The sequence below is a fragment of the Bacillus atrophaeus genome (assembly GCF_039519175.1).
Lineage (GTDB): Bacteria > Bacillota > Bacilli > Bacillales > Bacillaceae > Bacillus > Bacillus atrophaeus.
In genome coordinates, this window is the sequence record NZ_CP154443.1 from 1,267,529 (window position 1) to 1,284,768 (window position 17,240).

A 17,240-nucleotide genomic window follows, 5' to 3' on the forward strand; every position below is an offset into this window, starting at 1 on the left:
AAATAAAAAAAGTCTTTGACAGTCTGAATAAGTATGATATAATTCATTCTGTTGTCTTTTAAGAAAGGCACAGGCGTCAAAAACTTTTTTTAAAAAAGTATTGACCCAGACAATTCGAAATGTTATGATTAAATGGTCGCTTCAAGAGCGGCACACAAAGTTCTTTGAAAACTAAACAAGACAAAACGTACCTGTTAATTCAAAGTTTTAACATAAAAATCGCACAGCGATGTGCGTAGTCAGTCAAACTACTTTATCGGAGAGTTTGATCCTGGCTCAGGACGAACGCTGGCGGCGTGCCTAATACATGCAAGTCGAGCGGACAGATGGGAGCTTGCTCCCTGATGTTAGCGGCGGACGGGTGAGTAACACGTGGGTAACCTGCCTGTAAGACTGGGATAACTCCGGGAAACCGGGGCTAATACCGGATGCTTGTTTGAACCGCATGGTTCAAACATAAAAGGTGGCTTCGGCTACCACTTACAGATGGACCCGCGGCGCATTAGCTAGTTGGTGAGGTAATGGCTCACCAAGGCAACGATGCGTAGCCGACCTGAGAGGGTGATCGGCCACACTGGGACTGAGACACGGCCCAGACTCCTACGGGAGGCAGCAGTAGGGAATCTTCCGCAATGGACGAAAGTCTGACGGAGCAACGCCGCGTGAGTGATGAAGGTTTTCGGATCGTAAAGCTCTGTTGTTAGGGAAGAACAAGTGCCGTTCAAATAGGGCGGCACCTTGACGGTACCTAACCAGAAAGCCACGGCTAACTACGTGCCAGCAGCCGCGGTAATACGTAGGTGGCAAGCGTTGTCCGGAATTATTGGGCGTAAAGGGCTCGCAGGCGGTTTCTTAAGTCTGATGTGAAAGCCCCCGGCTCAACCGGGGAGGGTCATTGGAAACTGGGGAACTTGAGTGCAGAAGAGGAGAGTGGAATTCCACGTGTAGCGGTGAAATGCGTAGAGATGTGGAGGAACACCAGTGGCGAAGGCGACTCTCTGGTCTGTAACTGACGCTGAGGAGCGAAAGCGTGGGGAGCGAACAGGATTAGATACCCTGGTAGTCCACGCCGTAAACGATGAGTGCTAAGTGTTAGGGGGTTTCCGCCCCTTAGTGCTGCAGCTAACGCATTAAGCACTCCGCCTGGGGAGTACGGTCGCAAGACTGAAACTCAAAGGAATTGACGGGGGCCCGCACAAGCGGTGGAGCATGTGGTTTAATTCGAAGCAACGCGAAGAACCTTACCAGGTCTTGACATCCTCTGACACCCCTAGAGATAGGGCTTCCCCTTCGGGGGCAGAGTGACAGGTGGTGCATGGTTGTCGTCAGCTCGTGTCGTGAGATGTTGGGTTAAGTCCCGCAACGAGCGCAACCCTTGATCTTAGTTGCCAGCATTCAGTTGGGCACTCTAAGGTGACTGCCGGTGACAAACCGGAGGAAGGTGGGGATGACGTCAAATCATCATGCCCCTTATGACCTGGGCTACACACGTGCTACAATGGACAGAACAAAGGGCAGCGAGACCGCGAGGTTAAGCCAATCCCACAAATCTGTTCTCAGTTCGGATCGCAGTCTGCAACTCGACTGCGTGAAGCTGGAATCGCTAGTAATCGCGGATCAGCATGCCGCGGTGAATACGTTCCCGGGCCTTGTACACACCGCCCGTCACACCACGAGAGTTTGTAACACCCGAAGTCGGTGAGGTAACCTTTATGGAGCCAGCCGCCGAAGGTGGGACAGATGATTGGGGTGAAGTCGTAACAAGGTAGCCGTATCGGAAGGTGCGGCTGGATCACCTCCTTTCTAAGGATATTTAACGGAATATAAGACCTTGGGTCTTATAAACAGTACGTTCCCTGTCTTGTTTAGTTTTGAAGGAACTTTGTTCCTTTTATATGGAAGATGGGCCTGTAGCTCAGCTGGTTAGAGCGCACGCCTGATAAGCGTGAGGTCGGTGGTTCGAGTCCACTCAGGCCCACCATCTTATCCGAATGGGGCCTTAGCTCAGCTGGGAGAGCGCCTGCCTTGCACGCAGGAGGTCAGCGGTTCGATCCCGCTAGGCTCCACCAACGTGTTCTTTGAAAACTAGATAACGATAAGTAAGACATCACATTCAAAAGTAAGACCAAGAATTACTGTAGTGATTCTTTTTTAACGGTTAAGTTAGAAAGGGCGCACGGTGGATGCCTTGGCACTAGGAGCCGATGAAGGACGGGACGAACACCGATATGCTTCGGGGAGCTGTAAGCAAGCTTTGATCCGGAGATTTCCGAATGGGGAAACCCACCACTCGTAATGGAGTGGTATCCATATCTGAATACATAGGATATGAGAAGGCAGACCCGGGGAACTGAAACATCTAAGTACCCGGAGGAAGAGAAAGCAAATGCGATTCCCTGAGTAGCGGCGAGCGAAACGGGATCAGCCCAAACCAAGAGGCTTGCCTCTTGGGGTTGTAGGACACTCTATACGGAGTTACAAAGGAACGAGGTAGATGAAGAGGTCTGGAAAGGCCCGCCATAGCAGGTAACAGCCCTGTAGTCAAAACTTCGTTCTCTCCAGAGTGGATCCTGAGTACGGCGGAACACGTGAAATTCCGTCGGAATCCGGGAGGACCATCTCCCAAGGCTAAATACTCCCTAGTGACCGATAGTGAACCAGTACCGTGAGGGAAAGGTGAAAAGCACCCCGGAAGGGGAGTGAAACAGATCCTGAAACCGTGTGCCTACAAGTAGTCAGAGCCCGTTAACGGGTGATGGCGTGCCTTTTGTAGAATGAACCGGCGAGTTACGATCCCGTGCAAGGTTAAGCAGAAGATGCGGAGCCGCAGCGAAAGCGAGTCTGAATAGGGCGCATGAGTACGTGGTCGTAGACCCGAAACCAGGTGATCTACCCATGTCCAGGGTGAAGTTCAGGTAACACTGAATGGAGGCCCGAACCCACGCACGTTGAAAAGTGCGGGGATGAGGTGTGGGTAGGGGTGAAATGCCAATCGAACCTGGAGATAGCTGGTTCTCTCCGAAATAGCTTTAGGGCTAGCCTTAAGGTAAGAGTCTTGGAGGTAGAGCACTGATTGGACTAGGGGCCCCTACCGGGTTACCGAATTCAGTCAAACTCCGAATGCCAATGACTTATCCTTAGGAGTCAGACTGCGAGTGATAAGATCCGTAGTCGAAAGGGAAACAGCCCAGACCGCCAGCTAAGGTCCCAAAGTATACGTTAAGTGGAAAAGGATGTGGAGTTGCTTAGACAACCAGGATGTTGGCTTAGAAGCAGCCACCATTTAAAGAGTGCGTAATAGCTCACTGGTCGAGTGACTCTGCGCCGAAAATGTACCGGGGCTAAACGTATCACCGAAGCTGCGGACTGTTCTTCGAACAGTGGTAGGAGAGCGTTCTAAGGGCTGTGAAGCCAGACCGGAAGGACTGGTGGAGCGCTTAGAAGTGAGAATGCCGGTATGAGTAGCGAAAGAGGGGTGAGAATCCCCTCCACCGAATGCCTAAGGTTTCCTGAGGAAGGCTCGTCCGCTCAGGGTAAGTCGGGACCTAAGCCGAGGCCGAAAGGCGTAGGCGATGGACAACAGGTTGATATTCCTGTACCACCTCCTCACCATTTGAGCAATGGGGGGACGCAGGAGGATAGGGTAAGCGCGGTATTGGATATCCGCGTCCAAGCAGTTAGGCTGGGAAATAGGCAAATCCGTTTCCCATAAGGCTGAGCTGTGATGGCGAGCGAATTATAGTAGCGAAGTTCCTGATTCCACACTGCCAAGAAAAGCCTCTAGCGAGGTGAGAGGTGCCCGTACCGCAAACCGACACAGGTAGGCGAGGAGAGAATCCTAAGGTGATCGAGAGAACTCTCGTTAAGGAACTCGGCAAAATGACCCCGTAACTTCGGGAGAAGGGGTGCTCTGTTAGGGTGCAAGCCCGAGAGAGCCGCAGTGAATAGGCCCAGGCGACTGTTTAGCAAAAACACAGGTCTCTGCGAAGCCGTAAGGCGAAGTATAGGGGCTGACGCCTGCCCGGTGCTGGAAGGTTAAGAGGAGCGCTTAGCGTAAGCGAAGGTGCGAATTGAAGCCCCAGTAAACGGCGGCCGTAACTATAACGGTCCTAAGGTAGCGAAATTCCTTGTCGGGTAAGTTCCGACCCGCACGAAAGGCGCAACGATCTGGGCACTGTCTCAACGAGAGACTCGGTGAAATTATAGTACCTGTGAAGATGCAGGTTACCCGCGACAGGACGGAAAGACCCCGTGGAGCTTTACTGCAGCCTGATATTGAATGTTGGTACAGCTTGTACAGGATAGGTAGGAGCCTTGGAAACCGGAGCGCCAGCTTCGGTGGAGGCATCGGTGGGATACTACCCTGGCTGTATTGACCTTCTAACCCGCCGCCCTTATCGGGCGGGGAGACAGTGTCAGGTGGGCAGTTTGACTGGGGCGGTCGCCTCCTAAAGAGTAACGGAGGCGCCCAAAGGTTCCCTCAGAATGGTTGGAAATCATTCGCAGAGTGTAAAGGCACAAGGGAGCTTGACTGCGAGACCTACAAGTCGAGCAGGGACGAAAGTCGGGCTTAGTGATCCGGTGGTTCCGCATGGAAGGGCCATCGCTCAACGGATAAAAGCTACCCCGGGGATAACAGGCTTATCTCCCCCAAGAGTCCACATCGACGGGGAGGTTTGGCACCTCGATGTCGGCTCATCGCATCCTGGGGCTGTAGTCGGTCCCAAGGGTTGGGCTGTTCGCCCATTAAAGCGGTACGCGAGCTGGGTTCAGAACGTCGTGAGACAGTTCGGTCCCTATCCGTCGCGGGCGCAGGAAATTTGAGAGGAGCTGTCCTTAGTACGAGAGGACCGGGATGGACGCACCGCTGGTGTACCAGTTGTTCTGCCAAGGGCATCGCTGGGTAGCTATGTGCGGACGGGATAAGTGCTGAAAGCATCTAAGCATGAAGCCCCCCTCAAGATGAGATTTCCCATTCCGCAAGGAAGTAAGATCCCTGAAAGATGATCAGGTTGATAGGTCTGAGGTGGAAGTGTGGCGACACATGGAGCTGACAGATACTAATCGATCGAGGACTTAACCACACTTTTGAATTAGTGCTTACGCGTTATCTAGTTTTGAGAGAATACTCTCAAATTGTTTGGTGGCGATAGCGAAGAGGTCACACCCGTTCCCATACCGAACACGGTAGTTAAGCTCTTCAGCGCCGATGGTAGTCGGGGGCTTCCCCCTGTGAGAGTAGGACGCCGCCAAGCAACGCAACCCAGTTCATGTTGAACTGGGTTTTTTTATATGAATTGATGGAGAAACATACATGCATATTGAGGAAATTTAGACTCAGTAATAGATATGAAGTGTTGAATGATGACATAATCATCACTTGCATGCTGCGTCAACAGCTCATACCACCACTCCGTCTCATATCTCGCAATCATTCCTATATTGTATAAAACCAGATAATGAATTGCCATTTCCGGAAGGTGTAAAAATTGATCACGCTGGTTTGGAATAAAATATTGCTCATTTTCTATATCAAATAAGATACTGGTCGATGTCCATGGGTTTTTGTCTTTTAAGGGAATGTGAAATAGCAAATTGTCTTGTTCTTTCTTAAGAAATTCCCACTGTAAATGATATGACACATACTCTGCAAATCGAGAGTCAGACATGTTATAGCTGATAACAACACTCTCTGGAACTGAAACGATTTCATTTCTTTTTTCAATCCTTGTGATGAATTGTTCTTTTTGCTGAAAATAAAAGATAGAGCTTAACTCTGGGACGGCAGTTAAAAGTTTTTTCATTGTATAGCGTTCATCTTCTATACCCGATTTTTCAAAAAGATGCTTCATAACATGCATACATAACCCATTCCGCTGAATCTTCACTTCATCTTCAATAAAGCAATAATTTTGTTTCTTTCTTTTTCGGGCTGTCACTCCATGGGCAAGCACGGACGTATGGCTCGGATAGCTTGGATCTGTGGTGATAAGACATGCTTTTAATAATTGAGACATCCCGTAAAACAATAAAATCGGTTTGATTTCTAAAGGTGAAACAGAGGCCTGTTTATAAAAGGATTCAGCATGTTTCAAAAAGAAAATAAACCGTTCACTGTTTTTGAAAGAATGGCTTTTCGCATCATCAATGTCTTTAATTTTATAAACCTTTTCTAGAAATTTCTGGGTTGATTCGATCGAATAAAATAGAGATAAGTCTTTCCACTCTTGATATGTCATAGGTACTTCCTATTCCTTTCCGTTATCTAAATATTACAACTCTTCCCTGCTTCCTTGACATGCTCTTGGCTAGTTGATAATCTACATATAATATTTTGCCGAAAAGAGGGGGATTTACTAATGTGGGAAAGTAAATTTTCAAAAGAAGGCTTAACGTTTGATGATGTGTTGCTTGTACCAGCTAAATCAGAGGTACTTCCACGTGATGTGGATTTATCGGTTGAGCTCACAAAAACGTTAAAGCTGAATATTCCTGTCATCAGCGCAGGGATGGATACTGTAACAGAATCAGCAATGGCGATTGCAATGGCCAGACAAGGCGGGCTAGGCATTATCCATAAAAACATGTCAATTGAACAGCAAGCTGAACAGGTTGATAAAGTAAAACGCTCTGAACGCGGCGTTATTACGAATCCCTTCTTTTTAACTCCTGATCACCAAGTATTTGATGCGGAGCACTTGATGGGGAAATACAGAATTTCCGGTGTTCCGATTGTAGATAATAATGAAGATCAAAAGCTGGTCGGAATTATTACAAACCGCGATCTTCGCTTTATTTCCGACTACTCAATGAAAATCAGCGATGTAATGACAAGAGAAGAACTTGTCACTGCACCTGTAGGAACGACTTTAGATCAAGCAGAGAAGATTTTACAAAAGCATAAAATTGAAAAGCTTCCTCTTGTTGATGACCAGAATAAATTAAAAGGTCTTATTACGATTAAAGATATCGAAAAAGTAATTGAATTCCCTAACTCTTCAAAGGATGTTCACGGACGTCTTATCGTCGGTGCAGCCGTAGGAGTCACTGGTGACACAATGACACGCGTTAAAAAGCTTGTCGAAGCGAATGTTGACGCGATCGTTATTGATACAGCACACGGCCATTCACAGGGTGTATTAAATACTGTGGCCAATATTCGCGAGACATATCCTGAGTTAAATATCATCGCAGGAAACGTGGCTACAGCTGAAGCCACAAAAGCATTGATTGAAGCTGGAGCAAACGTTGTAAAAGTGGGAATCGGACCAGGCTCTATTTGTACAACACGTGTGGTTGCAGGTGTGGGTGTTCCACAAATCACTGCAATTTATGATTGTGCGACAGAGGCAAGAAAACATGGCGCGACAATTATCGCAGACGGCGGTATTAAATTCTCCGGAGACATTACAAAAGCTCTGGCAGCCGGCGGACATGCGGTTATGCTTGGAAGCCTGCTTGCAGGTACTTCTGAAAGCCCGGGTGAAACTGAAATCTATCAAGGCAGAAGGTTTAAAGTGTACCGTGGTATGGGTTCAGTTTCTGCTATGGAAAAAGGCAGTAAAGACCGTTACTTCCAAGAAGAAAACAAAAAATTCGTTCCAGAGGGAATCGAAGGCCGTACACCTTACAAAGGGCCTGTTGAAGAAACTGTTTATCAGCTTGTTGGCGGTATTCGTTCCGGTATGGGCTACTGCGGATCAAAAGATTTGCTTGCTTTAAGAGAAGAAGCTCAGTTCATCCGTATGACTGGCGCGGGTCTTCGTGAAAGCCATCCGCATGATGTTCAGATTACAAAAGAATCACCGAACTATACAATTTCATAATCAATTGTTACAAATTAAAAACATTTGACAGGGTCTCTGACTCTGTCTATTTTTTTTATACTGATTATGATAAAATTTATACTGTTGTGTTTTGAATATGTCCTTAACGGCTTAATTATAGATGAATGAAAAACGAAATACGGAGGTCGTAAGATTGAACATCAAGAAATGTAAACAGCTGATGATGTCATTTTTTGTATTAACTCTAATTGTGACTTGTCTGGCTCCAATGTCCAGAGCAAAAGCAGCCAGCGATCCGATTGACGTTAATGCGTCAGCAGCTATTATGATCGAAGCTTCTTCGGGGAAAATATTGTACAGTAAAAATGCAGATAAGAGATTGCCAATCGCCAGTATGACAAAAATGATGACTGAGTATCTGCTGTTGGAAGCAATTGATGAAGGAAAAGTGAAATGGGATCAAACATATACGCCTGATGACTATGTATATGAGATTTCCCAGGATAACAGCCTGTCAAACGTTCCTCTTCGCAAAGATGGAAAGTACACAGTGAAAGAGCTTTATCAAGCAACGGCAATCTATTCTGCCAACGCTGCTGCCATTGCTCTTGCTGAAGTCATGGCGGGCTCTGAAACAAAGTTTGTCGATAAAATGAATGCCAAGGCGAAAGAACTTGGGTTAACAAATTTCAAATTCGTAAATGCAACAGGTTTGGAAAATAAAGATCTTCACGGCAAACAGCCTGAGGGGACAAGCGTTGATGAAGAAAGTGAAGTATCTGCTAAAGATATGGCTATTCTTGCAGATCGTCTTATCACTGATTATCCTGAAATTCTGGATACTGCAAGCATTGCAAAAACAAAGTTCAGAGAAGGCACTGACGATGAAATGGATATGCCAAACTGGAACTTCATGCTTAAAGGCCTTGTAAGTGAATATAAGGGTGTGGACGGGTTAAAAACGGGTTCCACTGATTCTGCAGGCTCATGTTTTACTAGCACGGCTGAACGTAATGGCATGCGTGTCATCACTGTTGTGTTAAACGCTAAGGGCAATATACATACCGGACGCTTTGATGAAACGAAAAAAATGCTTAATTATGCGTTTGATAATTTCTCAATGAAAGAAATTTATGCTGAAGGTAAACAAGTTAAAGGGCATAAAACAATCTCTGTGGATAAAGGAAAAGATAAAGAGGTTGGCATCGTAACGAAAAAGGCATTTTCTATTCCTGTGAAAAATGGGGATGAAAAGAATTACAAAGCAAAGGTTACACTAGATAAAGACAAACTCGATGCTCCGGTGAAAAAAGGAGCGAAGGTCGGAAAGCTGACTGCAACATATACAGGTGATGATAAGGATTACGGTTTCCTATCAACCAATGTGTCAGGTGTAGATCTTGTAACGAAAGATAAAGTAGATAAAGCAAACTGGTTCATTTTAACAATGCGCGGTATCGGAGGCTTTTTCTCAGGCATTTGGGGAAGCATCGTTGATACAGTGACTGGCTGGTTTTAATAAAGACGAAGGAGCTCTGATTTATGTCGGGGCTCTTTTAATTAATATACTGAAAAAAGTGAATTTTTATTAAAAAATCATTTCCATTACGCCTTAAACCCGAATAAAATAATAATATCCATATGATTTATCAAGTTTCTAGGATACAATAAGATGTAGAAATTATCTAATTATATCTTACTAGGGGGACTAACAAATGGCTCAAACAGGTACCGACCGCGTAAAACGCGGAATGGCAGAAATGCAAAAAGGCGGCGTCATCATGGACGTAGTAAATGCGGAACAAGCGAAAATTGCAGAAGAGGCTGGAGCTGTCGCTGTTATGGCTCTGGAACGTGTGCCGGCTGACATTCGTGCGGCTGGAGGAGTTGCCCGTATGGCTGATCCTACAATCGTAGAAGAAGTTATGAATGCAGTATCTATCCCTGTAATGGCAAAAGCGCGTATCGGACATATTGTTGAGGCACGCGTGTTGGAGGCTATGGGAGTTGATTATATAGACGAAAGTGAAGTCTTGACTCCTGCTGATGAAGAGTTCCATTTGAATAAAAATGATTATACTGTTCCTTTTGTTTGCGGATGTCGTGATCTTGGTGAAGCAACTCGCCGAATTGCAGAAGGAGCATCAATGCTTCGTACGAAAGGTGAACCGGGAACAGGAAATATTGTTGAAGCTGTTCGCCATATGAGAAAAGTTAACGCTCAGGTTCGCAAAGTAGCTGCAATGAGTGACGATGAATTGATGACTGAAGCGAAAAACCTAGGTGCGCCTTACGAGCTTCTACAGCAAATTAAAAGAGACGGAAAACTTCCTGTCGTGAACTTTGCTGCTGGCGGCGTAGCTACACCTGCTGATGCAGCTTTAATGATGCAGCTTGGCGCGGACGGTGTGTTTGTAGGTTCTGGAATTTTCAAATCGGACAACCCTGCTAAATTTGCGAAAGCAATTGTTGAAGCAACAACACACTTTACAGATTACAAATTGATTGCTGAGCTTTCAAAAGAGCTTGGAACGGCAATGAAAGGGATCGAAATCTCAAATTTACTTCCAGAACAGCGTATGCAAGAGCGCGGCTGGTAAGAACATAGGAGTGCTGGTAACATGTTAACAATTGGTGTACTTGGACTTCAAGGAGCAGTAAGAGAGCACATCCGTTCAATTGAAGCATGCGGTGCAGCAGGACTTGTTGTTAAACGTCCGGAGCAGTTGAATGAGGTAGACGGTTTAATATTACCGGGCGGAGAAAGCACGACAATGCGCCGATTGATTGATACGTATCACTTCATGGAGCCATTGCGTGAATTTGCCGCTCAGGGCAAACCGCTGTTTGGCACATGTGCCGGACTCATCATTTTGGCAAAGGAAATACAGTGCTCTGACAATGCTCATCTGGGTTTATTGGATGTTAAAGTCGAACGAAATTCCTTTGGCCGGCAGGTAGACAGCTTTGAGGCTGATTTAACCATTGAGGGGCTCGCAGAACCCTTTACCGGTGTATTCATCCGTGCGCCTCATATCCTTGAGGCCGGAGAAGATGTTGAAGTGCTTTCCGAGCATGGCGGCCGCATCGTAGCAGCAAAACAAGACAATCTCTTGGGCTGCTCCTTCCATCCGGAACTGACGGATGATCATCGGGTGACAGAGCTGTTTGTTCAAATGGTTGAGAAGCACAAGCAGGAAGCTGTTGTATAAAACAGTTGAAAGCTGTGAAAACTTATAGTACATTATAAGCACAAATAAAGATCGAAAAGCGTTGACAGGAAGCAGTAGGAAGCCCCTCTTTCTAAGAGAGCCGATGGGTGGTGCGAATCGGTGAAAGATGCTGTCTGAATCCATCCTTGAGCGAAATGCTGAATTGAGTAGGCATTTACGGGATAACCGTTATGTGTTAAAGCGGAAAATAAGTTTTTTTAACTTGTTTTCAATCAGGGTGGCAACGCGAGAGCTCTCGTCCCTTTCATGGGGATGAGGGCTCTTTTTATTTTCGATACATTCAATGAAAAAGGAGTGTTTAGCATGCTTGATACGAAAATGCTGAGAGCTAATTTTCAAGAGGTAAAAGCAAAGCTGGTACATAAAGGCGAAGACTTATCAGACTTTGATAAGTTTGAGGAGCTTGATGAAAAAAGAAGAGAGCTTATTGGAAAAGTAGAAGAATTAAAAGGGAGACGGAATGAAGTATCCCAGCAAGTTGCCGTATTAAAACGCGAGAAAAAAGACGCGGATCATATTATTAAAGAAATGCGTGAAGTCGGAGAAGAAATTAAAACACTCGACGAAGAGTTAAGAACTGTGGAATCAACTCTTGATACGATTCTTTTATCTATCCCTAATATTCCGCACGACTCAGTGCCCGTCGGTGAAACGGAAGATGACAATATTGAAATCCGCAAGTGGGGAGAAGCTCCGGCTTTTTCATATGAGCCAAAACCGCATTGGGATATTGCTGATGATTTGAACATTCTGGACTTTGAACGTGCCGCCAAAGTAACAGGAAGCCGCTTTGTTTTCTATAAAGGCTTAGGCGCCCGTCTGGAACGTGCCCTCTATAACTTTATGCTTGATCTGCATGTGGATGAGTACAATTATACGGAGGTCATACCGCCTTATATGGTGAACCGTGCAAGCATGACAGGTACAGGGCAGCTGCCGAAGTTCGAAGAGGATGCGTTTAAGATCAGAGAAGAGGATTACTTCTTGATTCCGACTGCGGAAGTGCCGATTACAAATATGCACCGCGATGAAATTTTGTCAGGTGAAAGCCTTCCGATCAATTACGCGGCGTTCAGTGCCTGCTTCCGTTCAGAAGCTGGTTCAGCGGGTCGCGACACACGCGGATTAATCCGTCAGCATCAGTTTAATAAGGTTGAACTTGTGAAATTTGTAAAGCCGGAAGATTCTTATGACGAACTTGAGAAACTTACAAATCAGGCTGAGCGTGTCCTTCAGCTTTTAGAACTTCCTTACCGTGTGATGAGCATGTGTACTGGTGATTTAGGATTCACAGCTGCGAAAAAATACGATATCGAAGTATGGATTCCAAGCCAAGACACATATCGTGAAATTTCGTCTTGCAGCAACTTCGAAGCCTTTCAGGCCAGACGCGCTAACATTCGTTTCAGACGTGAAGCGAAAGGCAAGCCGGAGCATGTGCATACACTAAACGGCTCAGGTCTGGCTGTCGGCAGAACTGTCGCAGCCATTTTAGAGAATTATCAGCAGGATGACGGCAGTGTCGTCATTCCGAAGGTGCTTCGTCCTTATATGGGAAATAGAGAAGTCATCAAAGCATAAATCAAAAGGTGCGCCTCCAATAGGGCGCGCCTTTTATGTGATTCTGTAAAGTGATGCAATATTTCTCGACCTACTTATTACATTGTCTTTGATAAAGCTTGTGACATCTTCTTCGCAGTCTGTCTAAAACCCTGTCTTTTGCATGTGACAAATAAAGATGAAAAATAATTTATAAAAACACTTGACGATACTCAATTAATCATGATATAGTAAATCTTGTCGAAACGGAGGAATACCCAAGTCCGGCTGAAGGGATCGGTCTTGAAAACCGACAGGGGTGTCAAAGCCCGCGGGGGTTCGAATCCCTCTTCCTCCGCCATATGATTTTTAAATGAATGACTCAAGCATATATTGGAGATTGTTTTGCCCGCTGCATTTCGATGCATCGGGTTTTTTATATTCAAAAAAAGTGAGCCTCAGTTTCTGGGCTCACTTTTTTCTTGTTTCATGAATCACTGTGCTGACTTGATCAATGATTTTTTCGATAGAGTCTTCATCATTCAGCAAATCATAATCCTCAATACGAATTTTCAAAACGGGGCAAGCGTTAAATCCGCTTATCCAGTTTTCGTACCGGGTGTACATCTCTTCCCAATAAGAACGGTTTGTTTGCAGCTCCATTTCACGTCCCCGTTCTTCAATGCGTGCCAAAATGTTATTTAAATCGCCTTCTAGATAAATCAGAACGTCAGGGTGTGGAAAGTAGGGGGTCATCACCATGGCTTCAAAAAGGCTAGTATACGTTTTATAATCGACCTTTGACATGGTCCCTTTATCAGCGTGCATTTTTGCGAAAATCCCTGTATCTTCATAAATGGAACGGTCTTGCACAAACCCGCCGCCGGCTTCAAATATATTTTTTTGTTCTTTGAAACGTTCGGCTAAAAAATAGATTTGTAAATGAAAGCTCCAGCGTTCAAAATCGTGATAAAACTTTTCTAAGTATGGGTTATGATCCACTTCTTCAAGAGAGGTTTTAAAGCCGAGCCGTTTGGCCAGCGTTCTTGTTAACGTTGATTTTCCGACGCCTACTGTTCCTGCTACAGTAATGATTGAATCCTTGGGTATATGATGTTCTTTCATTTTATAAGCTCCTTTACCTGGGCGGCAATTCCTTTGAAGTCTCTTTCGTTCAAAACAAAATCCTCAGAATCTCCATCTATGGTTAATACCTTAAGCTCTGGATTTGCTTCCTGGAGCTGTCTGATTGCGGTCTCATAATCAGCGATAAGCTGCTCCAAGTAGCTCTGTTCAATTTTTTTCTCAAATGGGCGGCCTCGTTTTTCAATACGCTCCAGCAATGTTGTCAGGCTTGCCCGTATATAAATGATCAAATCAGGCTTTGGCAGATCATCAGTCAGCAGGTGATAAATCTTCCTGTATTTATCGAGGTGCTGGTCGTGTAAAGTGCGCTCAGCAAAAATCACATTTTTATAAATATGGTAATCAGCTATCACAGGCTGTCCTTCTTTTAGAAATTTGCGGTTTGTGTCCTCGAGCTGCTTATACCTGTGACAAAGAAAAAACATTTCAAGCTGGAAGCTCCATTCCTCTATATTGTCATAAAACTTATCAAGGTATGGATTGTCCTCCACAATTTCTTTTATGATAGGGAATCCAAGCTCCTGTGAAAGCATGGTAGCAAGTGTCGTTTTCCCTGCCCCGATAGGACCTTCTATTGCGATAAAAGGGGCTTTGTTCATTGCAATCCTCCTTAATTCTAAAGAAACATTCGTCGGCTGCCGACCATCATATTGTATCATAACCTCGTAGGAGCCCATGAAAAAAGACGTTTTCGAATTAACGAAACGTCTTTTTGACAATATTAAATTGATCAGCGATTAACAGCCAGTTTTGAGGGAAAGAGAGCCCGAGTTTCCAATAGCTGATCCCTCTTAAATTCAGTTCCTTAATTAAATTGAATTTAGCTTGAATGGAACGTGCGTCTTCGAACCATACCTCATGCTGTTTGTTGTTTGAATCGGTATAACGAAAGAAGGGAGCCTGAGATGTTTCATCGTATTGGATTGCTGCATTATTTTGGCCGGCCAGTACAATCGCCTGCTGCGGACTGAGAGCTTTCGCTAGGTCTCCGCCAGCGGTGTACGGCAAGGTCCAATCATATCCGTATAAATTCTGTCCCATAACGATTTTTTTTGCAGGCATTTCAGTTAAAGCATATTCAATGACATCCCGGACGGGCCCTATAGGAGAAACGGCTTGAGCCGGACCGCCGCTATACCCCCATTCATATGTCATAATCACAACAAAGTCCACAATCTCCCCGTGAGCCTTATAATCATGAGCCTCATACCATTGGCCTTTTTGAGTTGCACTGGTTTTCGGGGCAAGTGCCGTAGAGATCAGCCAGCCTTCCCTGTGTAAAATATCTCTTGCTTCACGCAGAAACTGATTATAGGCTTCTTTATCTTCAGGACGTAAGTATTCAAAGTCAAAATGAATATCCCGAAATCCATATTTTCTAGCAGTCGCAACAATTTCATTTAACAGTTTGGTTTTTACGGTATCGTCATTTAAAATAATCCGTCCAAGTTCATCACTAAATGCTTCATTTTCTAAGTTAGTGACAATCATCATTAACGTTGTATTCTGGCTGTCGCTGATGGCTTTTAGGTTTGTCATCGGGGGCTCTTCTAAAGTGCCGTCCCGCTGTACTTGAAAGCTGAACGCACCCAGATAAGTCAGGTAGGGAACAGCTTCTCTCACCGCCTGCTGAAGATTCTCGCTAACCCGAGTTCCACGTGGCTCCACATATGCATTTGATTCTATATCGCTTTTGGGAAGCGGAGGAATGTATAGACGAAAGCCAATTTGTAAAACAGCGTTTAACTGAATGCGATTAATCCTGGCAAGCTCGGCAGCTGTTGTATTGAACTGACGGGCGATGGACGTGAGGGTATCGCCTTGTTTAACATCATAAAACTGTCCTGCAATCGGAATTACAATGGTTTGTCCGACAACGAGTTTATCTGGATTCGGTATCTCGTTCGTTTCTGTTATTTCATTTACTGTGGTCCGGTATTGCGATGCGATAGCAGAAAGAGTGTCACCTTGTTTCACAACATAAATTTGAATAAAAAACGCCTCCTTTCATATCCGCTATCAATGTATGAAGAAAGAAGGGTGATCATGTTTATTTTTCCGATGTAATTTGTTTTTCGTCTGTAATTTCTGCAAAAAGGACATCTTTCATTATGGTTAAAGCAAACTGATTATCCTCATCACTATTGGAAGCAATACAGTCTTTTGGTATTGTAATATTGTATTCTCTCATATAAGCGTCATTGGCAGTGAAAAGCACACAAATATTTCCTGCGATCCCTGTAATGATGACCCGCTTTACCTTCTGCTCGGTTAGCAGAGTGTGCAGCGCTGTTTCATAAAAAGCGGAATGCATTGGTTTAATTAAAAAATAATCATCATCTTGCGGTGAGATCTTTTCAATAATTGATTCACTCAATTCATTTTTACATTCATTTTCAATCGTGGAAATATCGGCTTGCCAGAGCCCGTAATGATCGTTAATGTAGATAATTGGCCAATTGTTGTGTTTTGCATGCTTCTTTAATGATAAAATATGTGGCACGATCTGTACTGTTTTCTGGGCAAGGCTTTCCCCCTTATCGAATTGAAAATTGTTTATCATGTCTACAATAAGAAGAGCGGTGCCTGATTTAGACAATGGTCTGTCTCCTTTCCGACGGTTAATACTTTATATTATCCTTTATAGAAGATGAAAAAACTTTGAAGAGAGAGCTTAATATGACAAAAGATGAATTCTATATGCTAGAAGCCATAAAAGAAGCGAAAAAAGCGGAAGAAATAGGTGAGGTTCCAATCGGTGCCGTGCTCGTTATGAATGACGACATCGTGGCCCGTGCTCATAACCTGAGAGAAACTGAACAGCGCTCAATAGCCCATGCCGAAATGCTGGCAATTGATGAGGCTTGCCGTACTCTTGGAACGTGGAGGCTGGAAGGCGCGTCTCTCTATGTCACCCTCGAACCGTGTCCGATGTGTGCGGGCGCCGTGGTGCTTTCCAGAGTGGATAGAGTTGTGTTTGGAGCATTTGATCCTAAGGGAGGCTGCTCAGGGACACTGATGAATCTTCTTCAAGAAGAACGGTTTAATCACCAGGCGGAAGTCGTCAGCGGCGTGCTGGAAAATGAATGCGGGCAAATGCTAAGCGACTTTTTCAGAAACCTGCGTGAAAAAAAGAAAGCTGCCAGGAAAAACTTGTCTGAGTAGTCCGGTTGCAATTTTCGAATGAAAAGGATATACTTATGTGTGCGTCACTAAGTGATGCCAAATAAAAATTTGATATTTATTTTGCCGTGCTAAGCGGGGAGGTAGCGGTGCCCTGTACCCGCAATCCGCTCTAGCGGGGCCGAATCCCTTCTCGAGGTTCGTTTACTTTAAGGTCTGCCTTAAGTAAGTGGTGTTGACGTTTGGGTCCTGCGCAATGGGAATTCATGAACCATGTCAGGTCCGGAAGGAAGCAGCATTAAGTGAAACCTCTCATGTGCCGCAGGGTTGCCTGGGCCGAGCTAACTGCTTAAGTAACGCTTAGGGTAGCGAATCGACAGAAGGTGCACGGTAAATCAATCATCAAATTTTC

Annotated in this window: 11 protein-coding genes, 3 tRNA genes, 3 rRNA genes, 1 other RNA gene and 1 other annotated feature; of the genes, 13 read left to right on the forward strand and 5 right to left on the reverse strand. The window is 45.0% G+C overall.

Going from position 1 to position 17,240, the window contains the following annotated elements:
- Positions 1-253 precede the first annotated feature (253 nt).
- From AAHT65_RS06505 to rrf, 5 genes are all read left to right on the forward strand, one after another.
- Positions 254-1,803 (forward strand): 16S ribosomal RNA (locus AAHT65_RS06505).
- Positions 1,804-1,904: 101 nt separating this feature from the next.
- A tRNA-Ile gene (locus tag AAHT65_RS06510) sits at positions 1,905-1,981 on the forward strand.
- 12 nt (positions 1,982-1,993) lie between these two features.
- Positions 1,994-2,069 (forward strand) — tRNA-Ala (locus AAHT65_RS06515).
- An 87-nt stretch (positions 2,070-2,156) separates the two neighbouring features.
- Positions 2,157-5,084: ribosomal RNA gene (locus AAHT65_RS06520) — 23S ribosomal RNA — on the forward strand.
- Between the two features lie 55 nt (positions 5,085-5,139).
- Positions 5,140-5,255 (forward strand): 5S ribosomal RNA (gene rrf, locus AAHT65_RS06525).
- Together the 16S, 23S and 5S rRNA genes with 2 tRNA genes alongside form the textbook arrangement of a ribosomal RNA operon.
- A gap of 33 nt (positions 5,256-5,288) precedes the next feature.
- Here the strand turns inward: rrf and AAHT65_RS06530 are convergent.
- Positions 5,289-6,239, reverse strand: coding sequence for a YaaC family protein (locus tag AAHT65_RS06530; RefSeq protein ID WP_343311190.1), 951 nt, complete (start codon positions 6,237-6,239; stop codon positions 5,289-5,291).
- Between the two features lie 120 nt (positions 6,240-6,359).
- Between AAHT65_RS06530 and guaB the strand changes: the two genes are divergently transcribed.
- From guaB to AAHT65_RS06560, 6 genes are all read left to right on the forward strand, one after another.
- Complete coding sequence (gene guaB, locus AAHT65_RS06535; RefSeq protein WP_010788758.1) at positions 6,360-7,826, forward strand: IMP dehydrogenase; 1,467 nt, start codon at positions 6,360-6,362, stop codon at positions 7,824-7,826.
- 154 nt (positions 7,827-7,980) lie between these two features.
- Entirely contained in the window at positions 7,981-9,306 is a 1,326-nt protein-coding gene (gene dacA, locus AAHT65_RS06540) for a D-alanyl-D-alanine carboxypeptidase (RefSeq protein WP_063639033.1), read from the forward strand.
- Between the two features lie 196 nt (positions 9,307-9,502).
- Positions 9,503-10,387 (forward strand): pyridoxal 5'-phosphate synthase lyase subunit PdxS, encoded by an 885-nt coding sequence (pdxS, locus tag AAHT65_RS06545; protein WP_003328102.1) that lies wholly within the window; start codon positions 9,503-9,505, stop codon positions 10,385-10,387.
- 21 nt (positions 10,388-10,408) lie between these two features.
- Positions 10,409-10,999, forward strand: a complete 591-nt coding sequence (gene pdxT, locus AAHT65_RS06550; RefSeq protein WP_343311193.1) for a pyridoxal 5'-phosphate synthase glutaminase subunit PdxT — start codon at positions 10,409-10,411, stop codon at positions 10,997-10,999.
- Between the two features lie 52 nt (positions 11,000-11,051).
- Positions 11,052-11,266 (forward strand) — a binding site (T-box leader).
- A gap of 57 nt (positions 11,267-11,323) precedes the next feature.
- Positions 11,324-12,601: a serine--tRNA ligase gene (gene serS / locus AAHT65_RS06555; protein ID WP_003328100.1), complete on the forward strand. Its 1,278-nt coding sequence runs from the start codon at positions 11,324-11,326 to the stop codon at positions 12,599-12,601.
- 226 nt (positions 12,602-12,827) lie between these two features.
- Positions 12,828-12,920, forward strand: a tRNA-Ser gene (locus AAHT65_RS06560).
- A gap of 110 nt (positions 12,921-13,030) precedes the next feature.
- Here AAHT65_RS06560 and dck read toward each other — a convergent pair.
- The 4 genes from dck to AAHT65_RS06580 form a co-directional block, all read right to left on the reverse strand.
- Entirely contained in the window at positions 13,031-13,684 is a 654-nt protein-coding gene (gene dck / locus AAHT65_RS06565) for a deoxyadenosine/deoxycytidine kinase (protein WP_003328099.1), read from the reverse strand.
- Entirely contained in the window at positions 13,681-14,304 is a 624-nt protein-coding gene (dgk, locus tag AAHT65_RS06570) for a deoxyguanosine kinase (protein ID WP_063639034.1), read from the reverse strand. Before dgk ends, dck begins: the two co-directional genes overlap by 4 nt.
- Positions 14,305-14,401: 97 nt before the next feature.
- Positions 14,402-15,691, reverse strand: coding sequence for a glycoside hydrolase family 18 protein (locus AAHT65_RS06575; RefSeq protein WP_343311509.1), 1,290 nt, complete (start codon positions 15,689-15,691; stop codon positions 14,402-14,404).
- A gap of 64 nt (positions 15,692-15,755) precedes the next feature.
- Positions 15,756-16,304 (reverse strand): isochorismatase family cysteine hydrolase, encoded by a 549-nt coding sequence (locus AAHT65_RS06580; RefSeq protein ID WP_003328096.1) that lies wholly within the window; start codon positions 16,302-16,304, stop codon positions 15,756-15,758.
- 80 nt (positions 16,305-16,384) lie between these two features.
- Between AAHT65_RS06580 and tadA the strand changes: the two genes are divergently transcribed.
- The gene (gene tadA / locus AAHT65_RS06585; RefSeq protein ID WP_010788765.1) at positions 16,385-16,870 is read left to right on the forward strand and encodes a tRNA adenosine(34) deaminase TadA; all 486 of its coding nucleotides are present in this window, start codon (positions 16,385-16,387) and stop codon (positions 16,868-16,870) included.
- Between the two features lie 84 nt (positions 16,871-16,954).
- Positions 16,955-17,219, forward strand: an RNA gene (gene ffs, locus AAHT65_RS06590) — signal recognition particle sRNA large type.
- Positions 17,220-17,240: the final 21 nt, after the last annotated feature.

What these genes read in the sequence shown, in the direction of transcription:
- AAHT65_RS06530 (WP_343311190.1), bottom strand. Translation starts at nt 6,239, where the DNA reads ATGACATATCAAGAGTGGAAAGACTTATCTCTATTTTATTCGATCGAA.
- guaB (WP_010788758.1), top strand. Translation starts at nt 6,360, where the DNA reads ATGTGGGAAAGTAAATTTTCAAAAGAAGGCTTAACGTTTGATGATGTG.
- pdxS (WP_003328102.1), top strand. Translation starts at nt 9,503, where the DNA reads ATGGCTCAAACAGGTACCGACCGCGTAAAACGCGGAATGGCAGAAATG.
- pdxT (WP_343311193.1), top strand. Translation starts at nt 10,409, where the DNA reads ATGTTAACAATTGGTGTACTTGGACTTCAAGGAGCAGTAAGAGAGCAC.
- serS (WP_003328100.1), top strand. Translation starts at nt 11,324, where the DNA reads ATGCTTGATACGAAAATGCTGAGAGCTAATTTTCAAGAGGTAAAAGCA.
- dck (WP_003328099.1), bottom strand. Translation starts at nt 13,684, where the DNA reads ATGAAAGAACATCATATACCCAAGGATTCAATCATTACTGTAGCAGGA.
- dgk (WP_063639034.1), bottom strand. Translation starts at nt 14,304, where the DNA reads ATGAACAAAGCCCCTTTTATCGCAATAGAAGGTCCTATCGGGGCAGGG.
- tadA (WP_010788765.1), top strand. Translation starts at nt 16,385, where the DNA reads ATGACAAAAGATGAATTCTATATGCTAGAAGCCATAAAAGAAGCGAAA.